Below are 14736 nucleotides of genomic sequence, written 5' to 3'. Positions count from 1 at the left end.
TCAGCCTCCGAATGCCAGTTTGAGCAGGGCGAAGAGCGAGGCGACGCCGACCGCTACCGAAAAGAATGTGTTGAGCGCGATCAGCGCCAGCTTCATGCCTTCGCCATGCACGTAATCCTCGATGATCACCTGCATGCCGAGCCGCATATGGTAGAGGCCGGAAATCAGCACCAGCGCCAGCACCAGCGCCACGAACGGATTGGCAAGCGCCGCCCGCACCTCGGCGTAGCCGTGACCGTTGAGCGCGATCAGGAAGCCGACGAAGAACAGGATCAGCGGGATGTTGGCGATCGCCGTCAGCCGCTGACGCCAGAAATGCTCGGTGCCCTCGCGGGCGGAGCCGAGGCCGCGCACCTTGGCCAGCGGCGTGCGCATGTCGGTGTTCTTGCCGCTCATGGTCAGGCTCCCCGCGCCATGTAGCCGGCGATCCAGATCAGCAGCGTGAGCGCGATCGAGCCGGCCAGCGTCGCCCAGGCGATCTTCGAGGCGGTGTGCTTCTCGAGCCCGGCGCCGGTGTCCCAGACCAGGTGCCTTATGCCGCCCAGCATGTGGTGCATCAGCGCCCAGGTGTAGCCGAACAGCACCAGCCGCCCCAGCCACGAGCCGAAGGCCCAGTTGACCCAATCGAAGGTGGCCTCGGAGCTCGCCGCCGCCATCAGCCAGAGCGCCACCAGCAGCGTGCCGAAATAGAGCGCGCCACCGGTGATGCGATGGATGATCGACATCGTCATGGTGATCGGCGGCCGGTACACGGTCAGGTGCGGCGAAAGCGGCCGCTCACGTCTGGCAAGTTCGCGGGTGGCTGGTGATTTGCTCATGGCTCCCCCAGTTCGACGGTCCCTGGAGCCCCAGCGGCAAAGCGGCATTGCCGCTTCCGGTTGCGACTTCGGACAGCCGGTTTCTAATGCTCTTTTTGCACCGCGTCAAAGCCGGAAAATCGTTTTGGAAACGTCATTTAGTCTGACAAAAAGGCCGGCTTTTGCTTCAATCGATTAGGGTGCGGCCGAAAGCCGGCGCAATGCTTCGCTGCAGTGCGGCATGCCGATGAAGATTGCTACCTTCTGCAAGTCAGCGGCGTCGACCCCTTCTTCATCAGCAGCGCCTCGCGTCCGTCGATCACAACTGCGTCATGCGTCGTCGCCGCTTGATAGCGGCTGCTCTGGTTGGCGGGCGACGCCGCAAACTCCTCGGTCCAGCCATCCGGCCCTGCCACACGCAGCGACGTGCCGAGATTTTGGATGGAAATCATGCCGCCACTGCATCTGTAGGTGGCCATGCCGATACTCGATCGCGGCATAGTGAGGTCGGTGGTGATCTTGGTTGCTGGTGCCGTTGCAGGCGCCGGAGGCGCCGCGGGTGCGGTGGATTGCAGAGCCGGAGCAGGAGAGATCGCAGCCGATGCCGCCTTAGGCGCGCCATCCTGCGGCACGCAGGCCGTGGCTGCAGCGAGTAGCGGAGCAACGAGCAATACCCGAACCAAACGGCGCAAGGCCATGTGCTGCCCCTCCTGTGCGCGGCACGCTAGCCACGATGTCGTTCCTGATCAAGCTCAACCGGCTCGAACGGCCGATTGAGGTGGCGCGATGGTGCGGGCGAGCATGGCCGAAAGATGGCCGCTCCACCGACGGAAATTAACCATGTTTGTTAAAGTCCGGCCGCCAAGGCGATCACGCCCTTAACAAAGGTTAAGAAAAGGTTAATTTCCGATTCGAACAGGCTCCAGACCGACCGGTTTTCGGTGAAGGTCGAACAAACGGAGGGATGCCATGGGTTCGAATTCGGGCAGACTGCGCCTTGCGGCGCTCGCGCTGGCGGTGCTTTCCGCCGGCTTCACGGCGCCGGCCTTCGCCGGGCTGCGCCACCACGACCGCGTCTATGCCGATTCCTTCGGCAATCTCGTGATCGACAGCGCCGCCGGCTACAAGCGCATCATCGTCGGCGAAGGCAGGCACGCCAAGGAACTCTCGAACTTTACCGGTGCCGGCCAGCCCGACGTGATCTACGAGAACGAGTCGGATGTCGGCCGCGGCTGCTACCAGCCGCCGGTCTTCATCAAGGGCCGCTCCTATATGTACGGCCTCTCCGACGGCGAGATGCCGAACCTCAGCCCCTGCCGTTGAACGCAGCGGACGCCTGCCGTCCGCCCGGGCCGGCCGAGACGCGCACGCAGTCGCGGCCGCCGCCCTTGGCCTGATAGAGCGCTTCGTCGGCGCGCCGCAGAAGATCGGAAAAGTCCTCGCCCGCGCCAAGCTCGGCAACGCCGAAGCTGGCGCTGCAGCGATGCTCGGCCGGCAGGCTGTCGATGGGCAGTGTGCCGAACGCGCTGCGAGCGCCTTCGGCGAACAGCCGCGCGGCCGCCAGATTGGTGCCCGGCAGGATGATAGCGAACTCCTCACCACCGATGCGCCCCGCGACATGATGATCGGCCGCGGCCTCGCGCAGGAAGCCGGCGAAGGTCTCGATCACCCGGTCACCGCAAGCGTGACCGAAATTGTCGTTGATGCCCTTGAAATGGTCGAGGTCGGCGATCACCAGCGCCACCGGAACGCCCCGGCGCGCGGCTTCCCTCAGGGTGATTTCGGCATGGCGCTCGAAGCCGCCGCGATTGAGCAGCCTGGACAGCGCGTCGGTTTCCGATTTCGACGTCGCCTCGGCCAGCACGTCGCGCACCAGGATCGCCAGCGCAAGCAGCGCCAGCGCCAGGCCGAACACGGTGCCGAGCGACTGCGACACCAGCGCGTAGCTGGTCTGCACGTAGGACTGCGGATCGGCGCCGCGGCCGCCCAGCGCATGGGCGATGAAGGGCTTCGAGGCGAACTGCAGCGCGCTGGCCGTCAGCACGGCCATCAGTATGGTGTCGAGCCGACCGCGCCTTTGCCTCGACGACCAGACGATGCCGAGCGCGGTGAACTGCATGACAGCGTAGGGAAGCTGGTAGGCCATCATTGCGGTGAAGGACTGACGCGGCAGTTCCTGCACCAGATAGACCCCTACGGAAGCGATGGCCAGGAAGAGCAGCATCGGCCACCATGGCGGTGCCACGCCGTATTTGTGGGCAAGGCCGCCATTGAAGACGATGGTGGCGCCGAGGAAGACGGCAAAGGCGACGACGACCGGGAGCCGAGCATTGTCGAAAGCTGGGATGATGAACTCGAGGGCGAAATAGACCATGCCAATCATGTAGCCGAAGGCCAGCCAGCGCGCCGACACCCGGCTTTGATCGTAGATGGCGATCGTCATGAAGGCCGCCGCCAGCAGTCCGGCGACGAACAGGTTGATCACAAGGATGACGTCCGCACTGCCCATCGTTCAAAAAGACCCCCGCCGACAGCAAAGCATCGACGGGCGAAAAAGACGTTAACGTGGGGTCATGGGCGGGCGGATGGCGGACCGTTCACCCTCAGCCGACGCCGGCCGACTCCGGCACGAACACCGTTTCCGGCCGCTCATAGGACAGGCGCACGCTGTCGCGGCCGTTCTTCTTGGCCTTGTAGAGCGCATCGTCGGCGCGGCGCATCAGCGGCGCCAGACCTTCGTCGCCGGAACGGGCGGCGACGCCGAAACTTGCCGTCACCCTGACGCCTCGCGGCAGGCTGGCGACACCGCCTGACGAATAGAGCGAGCGGATCGCCTCGGCGAACAGCCGCGCCGAAGCGAGATCGCACAGCGGCAGGAGCACGGCGAACTCCTCGCCGCCGATGCGGCCGGCGGCACCCCTGGTGCCGGTGGCGAAGCTCAGCTTGGCGGCGAAATCGGCGATGACCCTGTCGCCCACCGCGTGCCCGTGCTGGTCGTTCAGCGCCTTGAAGTGGTCGAGGTCGGCAAGCACCATGGCGACGGGGAATTTCGCCTTGGCGCACTGGTCGAGCAGCAGCGCCGCCCGTTCCTCGAAGCCGCGGCGGTTGAGCAGGCCGGACAGCGGGTCGGTGTGGGTCTCGGCCTTCAGCGCCTTCATCACGTCGAGCGCGGCGGCCGAAAACAGGGAAAGCGCGATCAGCAGCGACAGCAGCGCATGCGATAAGAGCGCCGTCGTCCAGTAGGACGAGCCGTAGAACCCGTCATAGCTCGGGAATGGCCCGTGCGCGATGACGACGATCAGGGTGCGGACGACGAAGTTCAATCCTGAAAGCAGCGACAGCACGAACAGGATCTTTTCCGTCGGACCGTTGCCGCGCACGGTACGCAACTCGGCGGCGACCAGCAGGCTGAGGGCGCCGAAGCCGAAATTCATCGACAGGATGCGCCAGGTGAGATCCGGCTGCACGAACATGAACCATGAAAAGGCGGCGAGCCCGCCGCCGGTGGTGATCGCGATTCCGACATAGGGGACGCGCCGCCCGTAACGCGCGACGATTGCGCTGGCCAGGCAGCAGCCCGCCGCCGTGAAGCATAGGTTGGAGATGAGCTTGGTGAGCACCATCCCGACCGGCAGCTTGAAATATTGGAGAAGGAAGCCAGGGGCCGAGAGGCAGTAGCTCGCGGCCAGCACCGCCAGATAGGGGCGATGGCGCTGATAGAACCACAGCACGAGGAACGCCGCGCCAAGCGCCAGCGCGATCGTCGGGTTGAGCAGCGCTATGAGCAGACCCGTGTCCAAACGACTTGTGACTTTCCCCGCTTACGTCAGGGAAAGATGCTAATGCGCAAGCCCAAACAAGCGGTTAAGCAAAGGCTGCTGCAAAGAAAAAAGCCGCCGCCCGCGGGCAACGAAAAACCCCGAACCATCAATGGTCCGGGTTTGATCGAGGCCGTATGCGGAATGCCGCGGCCGGCCTATTTCCAGTCGCGGATGTCGACGAAATGGCCGGCGATCGCCGCCGCTGCCGCCATGGCCGGCGACACCAGATGGGTGCGGCCCTTGAAGCCCTGCCGGCCCTCGAAATTGCGGTTCGAGGTCGAGGCGCAGCGCTCGTGCGGCTTCAGCCGGTCGTCGTTCATGGCGAGACACATCGAGCAGCCCGGCTCGCGCCAGTCGAAACCGGCGGCGAGGAAGATCTTGTCGAGACCCTCGGCCTCCGCCTGTTCCTTGACCAGGCCGGAGCCCGGCACGATCATGGCGTTGACGCGCGGATTGACTTTTCTGCCCTCGACCACCTTGGCGGCCGCGCGCAGATCCTCGATGCGGCCATTGGTGCAGGAACCGATGAACACGCGGTCGAGCTGGATGTCGGTGATCCTGGTGCCGGGCGTCAGCCCCATATAGTCGAGCGCGCGCAGCTTCGAGGAGCGCTTGTTCTCATCGGTGATCTCTTCCGGATTGGGCACAAAGCCTTGCACCGAGACGACATCCTCCGGCGAGGACCCCCAGGAGACGATCGGCGGCAGCTTCTGCGCGTCGAGCACCACCACCTTGTCGAAATGCGCGCCTTCATCCGAATGCAGCGTCTTCCAGTAGGCAAGGGCAGCGTCCCACGCCGCGCCCTTCGGCGCGCGCGGCTTGTCCTTGACATAGGCGAAGGTCGTCTCGTCCGGCGCGATCAGGCCGGCGCGAGCGCCGCCCTCGATCGACATGTTGCAGATCGTCATGCGGCCTTCCATCGACAGCGCGCGGATCGCCTCGCCGGCATATTCGATGACATAGCCGGTGCCGCCGGCGGTGCCGATCTCGCCGATGATGGCAAGGATGATGTCCTTGGCGGTGACGCCTGCGGGCAGCGTACCGTCGACGCGCACCAGCATGTTCTTGGCCTTGCGCTGGATCAGCGTCTGGGTGGCCAGCACATGCTCGACTTCCGACGTGCCGATGCCATGCGCCAGCGCGCCGAAGGCGCCATGCGTGGAAGTGTGGCTGTCGCCGCAGACGATGGTCATGCCCGGCAGGGTGAAACCCTGCTCCGGCCCGATGATGTGGACGATGCCCTGGCGGATATCGTTCTCGGAATAATACTCGATGCCGAAATCCTTGGCGTTCCTGGCCAGCGCCTCGACCTGGATGCGGCTTTCCTCGTTCTTGATGCCGAACTTGCGCTCGGGCGAGGTCGGCACGTTGTGGTCGACCACGGCCAGCGTCTTTTCCGGATGCCGGACTTTTCTGCCGCTCATTCGCAGGCCTTCGAAGGCCTGCGGGCTGGTCACTTCGTGGACGAGGTGGCGGTCGATGTAGAGCAGGCAGGTGCCGTCGTCCTGGCGGTCGACCAGATGGTCGTCGAAGATCTTGTCGTAGAGGGTGCGCGGTGCGCTCATGTGCGTAAATCCGTCGATATGAAAAGGAGAAGAGGCCGGTGCCGGACCATGCAAGCCCGGCAAGGGCGACGAGGCGAAGTCGGCCTAGCTAAGTCGGCTGGTGAGCGCGCCGCAGACGCGCGCGGCAAATCGCGACGGCAGGCGCTTTCTGTCCTGCAGCACGAAACCCTTGTAGGCCGGATCGCCGAAAAGCTCTTCCATGGCGCTGCTCATATCAATGTTTTGGCTTTTCGGCAATTAGCGGCGTGGCCGTGCACGACTTGGGTACCTAGCGGGAGGAAAGGCACCAAAGCCGGCGAACTCGCGCCTTTCCTCTCCCCCGTCGATCGGGGGAGAGGTGTCGAGCGAAGCTCGACGGAGTGGGGGTCGACCTGGCCCGGTCATTGCTGTTTCAAGCCCGGCAATGCCTCGGCTTGATCGGGGCGCTGTGGCGAGTTGTCAGCGGCAGCGCATTTGAGGACCGGCTTCCCCCACTCCGTCGCTGCTTCGCAGCGCCACCTCTCCCCCCTTCGGAGGGAGAGGAAGGGAGCCAAGGCCGGCGAACTCGCCGCTCACATCACTTCAAACACGAACGTCTTTACCAGCGCTTCCGGATCGCCGATCGCGTAGCAGCGGAACCACGGGCTCTGCTCGACCAGGCGCCACTTCCTCGCCTGCGTGAGCTCGTCGAACACCGCTTGAAATCCGCCGCTTTCGAAAACCTGGTCGCGGACGGTGAAGATGGCGTGGCCGCCGCTCCTGGTGATGCGCACCAGCTCGTTGAGGCCGGAAGCCGGCGCATGGCCGATGGTGAACACACCGGTCGAGAAGAAGGCGCGGAAATGGCCGTCCGGCCAGGGCAGAGGTCCGCCGAGCATCGCCTTCTTCAGCTCATTGTAGGCGTTGCGGCTACCGGCGAGCTTCAGCATGTCGTCGGAGAGATCAAGGCCGGCGATGTCGCCGTAGCCCAGCGCCTTCAGCGACGGGCCGGAGAGGCCAGTGCCGCAGCCGGCGTCGAGCAGCGGGCCTTCGCCTGCTGGCACATGGCGCGCCACCCAGGCAGTGATCATGAAGGGGAGCAAATAACCGAGCGAGGCGGTCTCGCTGTCATAGGTCGCGTTCCATTCGGCGTAGGCCTTGGCGAGCGCTTCCGGCGTGTCGGCCGAATAGACGGAGTCCAGCGCTTCATTGGCCTTGTCGAGATTCATCAAATGTCCTCCTCCGCTGCCGGGCGCGAAGGATCGTAGCGCGGTCTTTGGTGGGCGGCTATTCCTGATGCTGGCGGCGCAGCCGCTGTTCCATCGCCCTCAGCGCCAGTGACAGCCCGACTGTGAGGATCAGATAGATATAGGCGACGATGGAATAGGTCTCGAAGAAGCGGAACGAGCCGGCGGCATAGACCTTGCCCATCTGGGTGATGTCGGCGACGCCGAGCACCGAGACCAGCGAGGAATCCTTGACCATGGCGACGAAGTCGTTGCCGAGCGGCGGCAGGATGGTGCGGATCGCCTGCGGAAAGACGATCAGCCGGAAGCGCTGCGCGCGCGTCAGCCCCAGCGCCTTGGCCGCCTCGATCTGGCCCTTCTCCACCGACTGGATGCCGGCCCGGAACACTTCCGAGATGAAGGCCGAATAGCCGATGGTGAGCGCCATGATGGCGCGCCATAGCAGCGAGACGTCGCGCACCAGCAGCTCGCCGAGATAGCCGGCGCTCTGTAGCGGCGCGGTCAGCGCGTTCCATGCAGCGACGAAGGCCGGCGCGCCGGCAAAGGCGATCCAGAACAACAGCACCAGGATCGGCACGCCGCGGATGATCTCGACATAGAAGCGCGCGACCTGGCGAAGCAGCCGCGAGCTCGACAACCCCATCAGCGCGATGCCCAGCCCGATCGCCGAGGCAAGCGCGAAGGCGACCACGGTGACGAAGACGGTAATGCCGATGCCCTTGGCAACGGTGGCGAAGACCTGCGCATAGAGGTCGCTGGACGCGATGGAGAGAGCCGCCGCCAGCGCCAGCACAAGCGCCGCGGCCAGCCACCAGGGGAATTCGGATTTGGGGGAGGACGATGCGGGCGTTGCCATCAGGCAGTGCCGGTAAGATAGTTGCGGAGGCAGCGTTCCGGCACACCCCCCTCTGCCCTACCGGGCATCTCCCCAGCAAGGGGGGAGATCAGATGTCGTCTCTGCTTTCGCCAATCTCCAATGCCGGAGGAAAGGCGCTGCGGCTGAAACTGCCAATCTCCCCCCTTGAGGGGGGTGAGGAGAGGTCCGCGTAGCGGACGAAAAGCCAATTGCTTGGCTTTTCGAACGACGAACGCCCGGAGCGACAGCGAAGGGCCGGGTCCGGAAGGACAGAGGGGGGTGCTCAAGTGCCAAGTCAGCGCGACTTTCTGCACGGGCACTGTCGTCGGCAAGATAAGCCTATTGCCCCATCTTGTAGTCAAGGAACCACTTCTTGTTCAGCGCATCGAGCGTGCCGTCGGCCTTGAGCGAGGCGATCGCGGCGTTAACCGGCTTCACCAGGTCGGATCCCTTCGGGAAGATGAAGCCGAAATCCTCGGTGCCGAGCGGCCCGCCGATCAGCTTCAGCTTGCCTTCGGAAGCGTCGACATAGCCCTTGCCGGCGGTGCCGTCGGTCAGGACGACATCGACGTCGCCGGACTTCAGCGCCTGCACGGTGGCGCCGAACGTCTCGAACAGTTTGATGCGCGGGTTCTGCTCATTGCCGTCGAGCACGCTGTAGACGGCGGTGTAGAAGGGCGTCGTGCCCGGCTGCGCGCCGATCAGCCCGTCCTTGAAGGCGCCGAAGCTCTTGGCATCCGTGAAGCGGCTTTCGTCGCCGCGCACCAGCATGAACTGCTCCGAGCGCATATAGGGGTCGGAGAAATCGACCTTCTCCTTGCGGTCGTCCTTGATGGTGATGCCGGTCATGCCGATGTTGTACTGGTTGTCGGAAACCGCCTGGATCATCGCGTCCCAGGAGGTGTTCTGGTACTCGACCTTGAAGTTCAGCCGCTTGGCGATCTCGTCCATCGCGTCATATTCCCAGCCGATCTGCTTGCCGGTCTTGGAATCGATGAACTGCAGCGGCGGATAGGCATTCTCCGTCACCACCACCACCTTCTTGCCGGCGAGGTCGGGCAGCGTGTCGGCCAATGCGGCGACAGGCGCGAGAAGGCAGGCCAGCAGGGCTGCCAGCAGCAGTTTCGATTTGGTCATGACACGCTCCCAGAAACTTGAAACGCCCCACGAATGTGCGGGGCTTGCAGGAAAATCCGGCGCCGACTTTAGCTTTCCGCAAGCGCCTTGCAAGCCGATCCGCTGCGCGGATGGGCGCCAAAGCGGAATCCCGTGCTCTTGACGACGCGGTTTTGGAATGTATCGGGGTGGGGCGACTATTCCGCCGCCTCCGAGCTCGCCTTGCGCATCTCGGCGACAAAGCGGGTGAGCACGCCGTGCAGGGATCGCAGCTCGCCGGCCTCGAGCGGCACCTGGCAGGCGAGCGCGGAAGGCACCCCGGCCGCCTTCTCGCGCAGGGCCTGGCCTTTGGCGGTCGGCTCGACCAACACCCGGCGCTCGTCGGCGGCATCGCGCCGACGGCTGACCAGGCCGCCCGCCTCCAGCCGCTTGAGCAGCGGCGTCAGCGTCGCCGAATCCAGGCCCAGCGCCTCGCCGAGCGCGCCCACCGTGCTCGGCGCGCGCTCCCACAGCACCAGCATCGCCAGATATTGCGGATAGGTGAGGCCGAGCGGATCGAGCAGCGGCCGGTAGAGCTTGGTCATCAGCCCGCTCGCCGAATAGAGCGCGAAGCAAAGCTGCTGGTCGAGCCTTGCCACCCCGGCGGAAGCCGCCGGGGTTTCTCCGGATCTGATCGTCGTCTTGGTCGTCATGCTGCCTTTGCCGCAAGCGCCTCGGTCGAAAGCGCCACCTCGATATTGCCCCTGATGGCGTTGGAATAGGGGCAGATCTTGTGCGCTTCCGATACAAGCGCCTCCGAGGTTGCCTGATCAAGGCCTTTCGTTTCCGCCGCCAGCGACACACCGAGCCGGAACCCGCCCTGGTCGTTGGGATGGAGGCTGACGGTGGCGGTCACCGCGGCGTCCTCGAGCGGCAGCTTCTGCTTGCGTGCGACGAAGCGGATCGCGCTTTCGAAGCAGGCGGCGTAGCCGGCGGCGAAAAGCTGCTCCGGATTGGTGGCGCCACCCTGCCCGCCCAGCTCTTTCGGCATCGCCAGATCGACCTTGAGCAATCCATCGATGGTTTCGGCGTGGCCGGCGCGGCCGCCGGTGACGCGAGCCTGGGTGGTGTAGAGTGCGGACATGTGTGGTCTCCTGTTATTTTGTACACGATTATTTAGTGTACAAGATAATTCGCCGTCAACACCCCGTAGCCAGATTTTCGGGCGAAAGGCCTTCACGGCTCCGTGAGCGCATCGAGGAAACGAAAAAGGCGGCCGAAGCCGCCTTTTCCGAAAACGATTGGTTGAGAAGCTTATTCGGCGGCGGCTTCCGCGGCCTTGGCGGCCTCGGCGGCGGCCTTCTTCTCGGCGGCGTCCTGCGCGGCCTTCTCGACGGCCAGCGCCTCGGCGGCGGCGACCTTCTCGGCCTCGATGCGCGCCTTCTCGGCGTTCAGCGCATCACGCTCCTCGTCGTTCAGCTTGCGGGCGCGCACGCCGGTGTTCTCGGAGATGCGGGCCGACTTGCCGCGACGATCGCGCAGGTAATAGAGCTTGGCGCGGCGAACCTTGCCGCGGCGCACGATCTCGACGCCTTCGACCATCGGCGAGTAGACCGGGAACACGCGCTCGACGCCTTCGCCGTAGGAAATCTTGCGGACGGTGAAATTTTCCTGGAAGCCGGCGCCGGAGCGGGCGATGACGACGCCCTCATAGGCCTGGACGCGGGTGCGGGTGCCTTCGGTGACGCGCACCTGGACGCGCACGGTATCGCCGGGCTGAAATTCGGGAAGCTTGCGCTTGGCTTCGATCTTGGCGGCCTGTTCGGCCTCGAGCTGACGGATGAGATCCATCTCAAATATCCACTTCTTGTTCTTCCGACAGTCAGAGCGTCCTACGCTCGCCTTGCAGTTCCAACGACCGCTCGGCTATGCCCTTTGTCCAAGACATAGGGCAGGGACGGCTACACCGCCATTGTTGACGGGCCCCGAAAGATCGTCTTGCAAGATCGTTCTTCCGGTTCGGGCGGGCACATACAGCTATTTTGACGCTTTGTCACGCCTTGGCCCTGTCTTTTTTGGCCGCATGCCATCACGCAATTGCCAACCGCGGGGTTGCGCACCCCTTTCAAGCTTCCTAATCCGGGCTGGACAACCTTTCTGTGGCGGCGTCCCGATGTCCGTTTTCGACGCGATCCTGCTCTTCCTGTCGGGCTTTGTCTCAGGCGCCGCCAACGCTGTCGCGGGCGGCGGGACCTTCATCACCTTTGGCGCCATGACGCTGGTCGGCGTGCCGCCGATCGTCGCCAACGCCACCTCCTCGGTGACGCAGTTTCCGGGCTACATCACCTCGACGCTGGCCTACGCATCCGACATCCGGCATTTCTGGCGCCAGGCATTGCTGCTCTGCCTGATCTCGGCCCTCGGCGCGCTGGCCGGCGCGCTCATTCTGCTGGCGCTCGACAATCCCTCGTTCCGCGCGCTCGTCCCCTGGCTGCTGCTTGCCGCCACCGCTTTGTTCGCCGCCGGGCCGTGGCTGAAGCCGGCGCCGAAGCCCGGACACCAGCCGGCCGTAGGCTCGCTCGCCGGTTCGCTCGTCCAGTTCCTGACCTCGATTTATGGCGGCTTCTTCGGCGCCGGCATGGGCGTCATGATGCTGGCCACGCTCGGCCTCACCCAGAGCGGCGACTATCACCGGCTGAACGCGCTGAAGAACATGCTGGCCGTGGTCATAGCGGCGGTCGCCATCCTGGTCTTCGTCTCCGGCGGCGTCGTCGCCTGGCCGCAGGCGATCGTCATGATCCCCGGCGGCGCGCTTGGCGGCTATGCCGGCGTCTGGATCGCCAAGCGCGTGCCGCAGAACGTCGTGCGCGGCTTCGTCGTCGCCGTCGGCCTGTTCCTGGCCTTTTACTACTTCACCAAGGGCTGAGGCACGGCGCCAGGCAAATCCGGCCGCCGCTCGCGCGTCAGCTTTTCCGCCTCCGCCCGCCGCCATTCGGCGATCTTCTTGTGGTTGCCGGAGATCAGCACATCCGGGATCGGCCGGCCCTCGAACTCCTGCGGCCGCGTGTAATGCGGATGCTCGAGCAGGCCGTTCTCGAAGCTTTCTTCCTCGCCCGAGACGGCATTGCCCATGACGCCGGGCAACAGCCGCACCACGGCGTCGAGCAGCACGAGCGCCGCCGGCTCGCCGCCCGACAGGATGAAGTCGCCGACGGAAACCTCCTCCAGCGCGCGCGCCTCGATCAGCCGCTGGTCGACACCTTCGAAGCGGCCGCAAAGGATGACCACGCCCGGTCCGGCGGCAAGTTCGCGCACACGGGCCTGCGTCAGCGGTTTTCCGCGCGGGCTCATCAAGAGCCTTGGGCGCGCATCGCCCGGCGGCGAGGCATGGTCGATGGCCTTCGCCAGCACGTCTGCACGCATCACCATGCCGGCGCCGCCGCCGGCCGGCGTATCGTCGACGGTGCGATGCCTGTCGGTGGCGAAATCGCGGATCTGGATCGCCTCCAGCGACCACGTGCCGGCTTCCAGCGCCCGGCCGGCCAGCGACAGGCCGAGCGGGCCCGGGAACATCTCGGGATAAAGCGTCAGCACCGAGGCGACAAAGCTCACCGGTTGCCCCCGGCGTCCTTCGGCCCGCGCGGCCGCCCCTTCGGGTCGAAACCATCGCGGCCGGGCGCGCCCTCGCCATCCTCGTCTTCGACCAGCCCGGCCGCCAGCGGATCGACGCGGACGAAACCTTCGGCGACCGACACCTGCGGAACGGCAGCCTGCGTGAACGGGATCAGCACGCCCTTGCGCCCGCCAAGCGTCACGTCGAGGATGTCGCCGCCGCCGAAATTGTGCACGGCGACGACCTTGCCGATTGCCGCGCCTTTGTCGTCCCTGACCTCCAGTCCGATGAGGTCGGCGTGATAGAACTCGTCCTCCTCGCCGTCGTCCGGCAGCATCGAGCGGTCGACGAACAGCTCGGTGCCGGAAAGCGCCTCGGCGGCGTTGCGGTCACTGACGCCCTTGAAGCGCACCACGACCACCGTGTTGGCCGGCCGGATGTCGATTATCTGGAAGGCGCGGCCGTCCTTGGCGTAGAGCGGCCCGTAGTCGGCCAGCGCCAGCGGGTCGCCGGTGAAGGTCTTCACCCGCAGCTCGCCCTTGATGCCATGCGCGGCGCCGATCACGGCCAATTGGACGGGGTTCTGGGGCTTGGTCATCGCTGCAAAATCCTTTGACCTGCTCTAGCTCTCCCCCGTCGTCATTTCAATGATCGCTAGGCGTCATCCCAATGATCGCTAGGCGTCATTCCAATGATCGCTCGGCGTCATTTCAATGGATCGCCTTCTTCACCGCTTCCTAACCCGGCTGTCCGAAAATGGCCGCATGCAGGAATTCCTCATCCCGGCAAAGCCCGACCTCCAGGCGGCGCGCGAGAACTGGTTGAAGATGCTGGCTCGCGAGCGCCGACTGTCGCCGGAGACGGTCGAGGCCTATGAGCGCGACACGCGCCAGTTCCTGCATTTCCTGACCGGCCATTGCGGTGGCCCGCCCGGCCTATCCGACATCGCCGACCTGCGCCCGGCCGATCTGCGCGGCTTTCTCGCCGCCCGCCGGAGCGCCGGCGCCGGCGCCCGCACGCTCGGCCGCGGGCTGGCCGGCATCCGCTCGCTGCTGCGCTTCCTCGAACGCCGCGGCCTCGCCAGCGCCGCGGGCGCGGCCGCATTACGCGCGCCGCGCCAGCCGAAATCGCTGCCCAAGCCGCTGACGGCGAGCGACGCCAGGGAGGTCGTCTCGGTGGAGGGCCAGCTGGCAGAAGAACCCTGGATCGCCGCCCGCAACGCCGCCGTGCTGACACTGCTATACGGCTCGGGCCTGCGCATTTCCGAGGCGCTTGGCCTCACCGGCGTCGAACTGTTGTCGGAAGACGACACCGTGCTGCGCATCACCGGCAAGGGCGGCAAGACCAGGCTGGTGCCGGTGCTGCCGGTGGCCTTGCGCGCGGTCGCCGAATACCGCCGCCTCTGCCCCTTTCATATCGATCCGAAGGGCTTGCTGTTTCGCGGCGCGCGCGGCGGCCCGCTCAATCCGGCGATCGTCCAGCGCGACATGGCGAAGCTGCGCTCGGCGCTCAACCTGCCCGACAGCGCGACGCCGCACGCGTTGCGCCATTCCTTCGCCACGCATCTGCTCGGCCGTGGCGGCGACCTGCGCACCATCCAGGAGCTGCTCGGCCACGCCAGCCTGTCGACCACCCAGATCTATACCGGCGTCGACACCGCGAGGCTGCTCGAAATCTACGAGTCTGCCCATCCAAGGGCCTGATCGGTGCGTCTTGAGGGGTCTCGATGACAATTTGGGCCGGACGATTAACCGTTTTGCCGCTTTTTGAGCGTATGACGCATC

General features: G+C 65.4%; 17 protein-coding genes. 3 read left to right on the top strand and 14 right to left on the bottom strand.

The window, feature by feature from the left end; genetic code table 11:
* From sdhD to JG743_RS04875, 3 genes are all read right to left on the bottom strand, one after another.
* Nucleotides 1-396 carry a succinate dehydrogenase, hydrophobic membrane anchor protein gene (sdhD, locus tag JG743_RS04885; RefSeq protein WP_202298711.1) on the bottom strand — a complete coding sequence of 132 codons (396 nt, stop codon included), beginning with the start codon at nucleotides 394-396 and terminating at the stop codon, nucleotides 1-3.
* Nucleotides 397-398: 2 nt separating this feature from the next.
* Nucleotides 399-818 (bottom strand): succinate dehydrogenase, cytochrome b556 subunit, encoded by a 420-nt coding sequence (gene sdhC, locus JG743_RS04880; protein ID WP_202298710.1) that lies wholly within the window; start codon nucleotides 816-818, stop codon nucleotides 399-401.
* A 236-nt stretch (nucleotides 819-1054) separates the two neighbouring features.
* Nucleotides 1055-1495 carry a hypothetical protein gene (locus JG743_RS04875; RefSeq protein ID WP_202298709.1) on the bottom strand — a complete coding sequence of 147 codons (441 nt, stop codon included), beginning with the start codon at nucleotides 1493-1495 and terminating at the stop codon, nucleotides 1055-1057.
* Nucleotides 1496-1766: 271 nt separating this feature from the next.
* On the opposite strand from JG743_RS04875, the gene JG743_RS04870 reads away from it, so the two are divergent.
* A complete protein-coding gene (locus JG743_RS04870; RefSeq protein WP_202298708.1) occupies nucleotides 1767-2120 on the top strand; it encodes a hypothetical protein in 354 nt (117 codons plus the stop codon).
* Here JG743_RS04870 and JG743_RS04865 read toward each other — a convergent pair.
* The 9 genes from JG743_RS04865 to rplS all read right to left on the bottom strand — a co-directional run bounded on the left by JG743_RS04865 (nucleotide 2104) and on the right by rplS (nucleotide 11190).
* Nucleotides 2104-3306 carry a GGDEF domain-containing protein gene (locus JG743_RS04865; RefSeq protein WP_202298707.1) on the bottom strand — a complete coding sequence of 401 codons (1203 nt, stop codon included), beginning with the start codon at nucleotides 3304-3306 and terminating at the stop codon, nucleotides 2104-2106. The two genes, JG743_RS04870 and JG743_RS04865, sit on opposite strands and share 17 nt — an antisense overlap.
* A 94-nt stretch (nucleotides 3307-3400) precedes the next feature.
* On the bottom strand, nucleotides 3401-4597 hold the full coding sequence (locus JG743_RS04860; protein WP_202298706.1) for a GGDEF domain-containing protein: 1197 nt from the start codon (nucleotides 4595-4597) through the stop codon (nucleotides 3401-3403).
* A gap of 176 nt (nucleotides 4598-4773) precedes the next feature.
* Nucleotides 4774-6183, bottom strand: a complete 1410-nt coding sequence (gene leuC / locus JG743_RS04855) for a 3-isopropylmalate dehydratase large subunit (RefSeq protein ID WP_202298705.1) — start codon at nucleotides 6181-6183, stop codon at nucleotides 4774-4776.
* Between the two features lie 551 nt (nucleotides 6184-6734).
* Nucleotides 6735-7370, bottom strand: coding sequence for a class I SAM-dependent DNA methyltransferase (locus JG743_RS04850; RefSeq protein ID WP_202298704.1), 636 nt, complete (start codon nucleotides 7368-7370; stop codon nucleotides 6735-6737).
* 58 nt (nucleotides 7371-7428) lie between these two features.
* On the bottom strand, nucleotides 7429-8244 hold the full coding sequence (locus JG743_RS04845) for an amino acid ABC transporter permease (RefSeq protein WP_202298703.1): 816 nt from the start codon (nucleotides 8242-8244) through the stop codon (nucleotides 7429-7431).
* Nucleotides 8245-8583: 339 nt separating this feature from the next.
* Nucleotides 8584-9381 carry a transporter substrate-binding domain-containing protein gene (locus JG743_RS04840; protein WP_202298702.1) on the bottom strand — a complete coding sequence of 266 codons (798 nt, stop codon included), beginning with the start codon at nucleotides 9379-9381 and terminating at the stop codon, nucleotides 8584-8586.
* Between the two features lie 176 nt (nucleotides 9382-9557).
* On the bottom strand, nucleotides 9558-10052 hold the full coding sequence (locus tag JG743_RS04835; RefSeq protein ID WP_202298701.1) for a MarR family winged helix-turn-helix transcriptional regulator: 495 nt from the start codon (nucleotides 10050-10052) through the stop codon (nucleotides 9558-9560).
* A complete protein-coding gene (locus tag JG743_RS04830) occupies nucleotides 10049-10483 on the bottom strand; it encodes an organic hydroperoxide resistance protein (RefSeq protein WP_202298700.1) in 435 nt (144 codons plus the stop codon). Before JG743_RS04830 ends, JG743_RS04835 begins: the two co-directional genes overlap by 4 nt.
* A 170-nt stretch (nucleotides 10484-10653) precedes the next feature.
* Complete coding sequence (gene rplS / locus JG743_RS04825) at nucleotides 10654-11190, bottom strand: 50S ribosomal protein L19 (RefSeq protein WP_202298699.1); 537 nt, start codon at nucleotides 11188-11190, stop codon at nucleotides 10654-10656.
* A gap of 322 nt (nucleotides 11191-11512) precedes the next feature.
* On the opposite strand from rplS, the gene JG743_RS04820 reads away from it, so the two are divergent.
* Nucleotides 11513-12265 (top strand): sulfite exporter TauE/SafE family protein, encoded by a 753-nt coding sequence (locus tag JG743_RS04820; RefSeq protein ID WP_202298698.1) that lies wholly within the window; start codon nucleotides 11513-11515, stop codon nucleotides 12263-12265.
* Here the strand turns inward: JG743_RS04820 and trmD are convergent.
* Both trmD and rimM read right to left on the bottom strand, forming a co-directional pair.
* Nucleotides 12247-12951 carry a tRNA (guanosine(37)-N1)-methyltransferase TrmD gene (trmD, locus tag JG743_RS04815; RefSeq protein ID WP_202298697.1) on the bottom strand — a complete coding sequence of 235 codons (705 nt, stop codon included), beginning with the start codon at nucleotides 12949-12951 and terminating at the stop codon, nucleotides 12247-12249. The genes JG743_RS04820 and trmD overlap by 19 nt on opposite strands.
* Entirely contained in the window at nucleotides 12948-13550 is a 603-nt protein-coding gene (gene rimM, locus JG743_RS04810) for a ribosome maturation factor RimM (RefSeq protein ID WP_202298696.1), read from the bottom strand. Before rimM ends, trmD begins: the two co-directional genes overlap by 4 nt.
* Before the next feature lie 166 nt (nucleotides 13551-13716).
* On the opposite strand from rimM, the gene JG743_RS04805 reads away from it, so the two are divergent.
* Complete coding sequence (locus JG743_RS04805; protein WP_202302432.1) at nucleotides 13717-14655, top strand: tyrosine recombinase XerC; 939 nt, start codon at nucleotides 13717-13719, stop codon at nucleotides 14653-14655.
* Nucleotides 14656-14736: the final 81 nt, after the last annotated feature.

It is taken from the genome of Mesorhizobium sp. 131-2-1, assembly GCF_016756535.1.
Lineage (GTDB): Bacteria > Pseudomonadota > Alphaproteobacteria > Rhizobiales > Rhizobiaceae > Mesorhizobium.
Note: the sequence above shows the minus strand (reverse complement) of the source record. Positions and strands in the feature narration are given on the sequence as shown.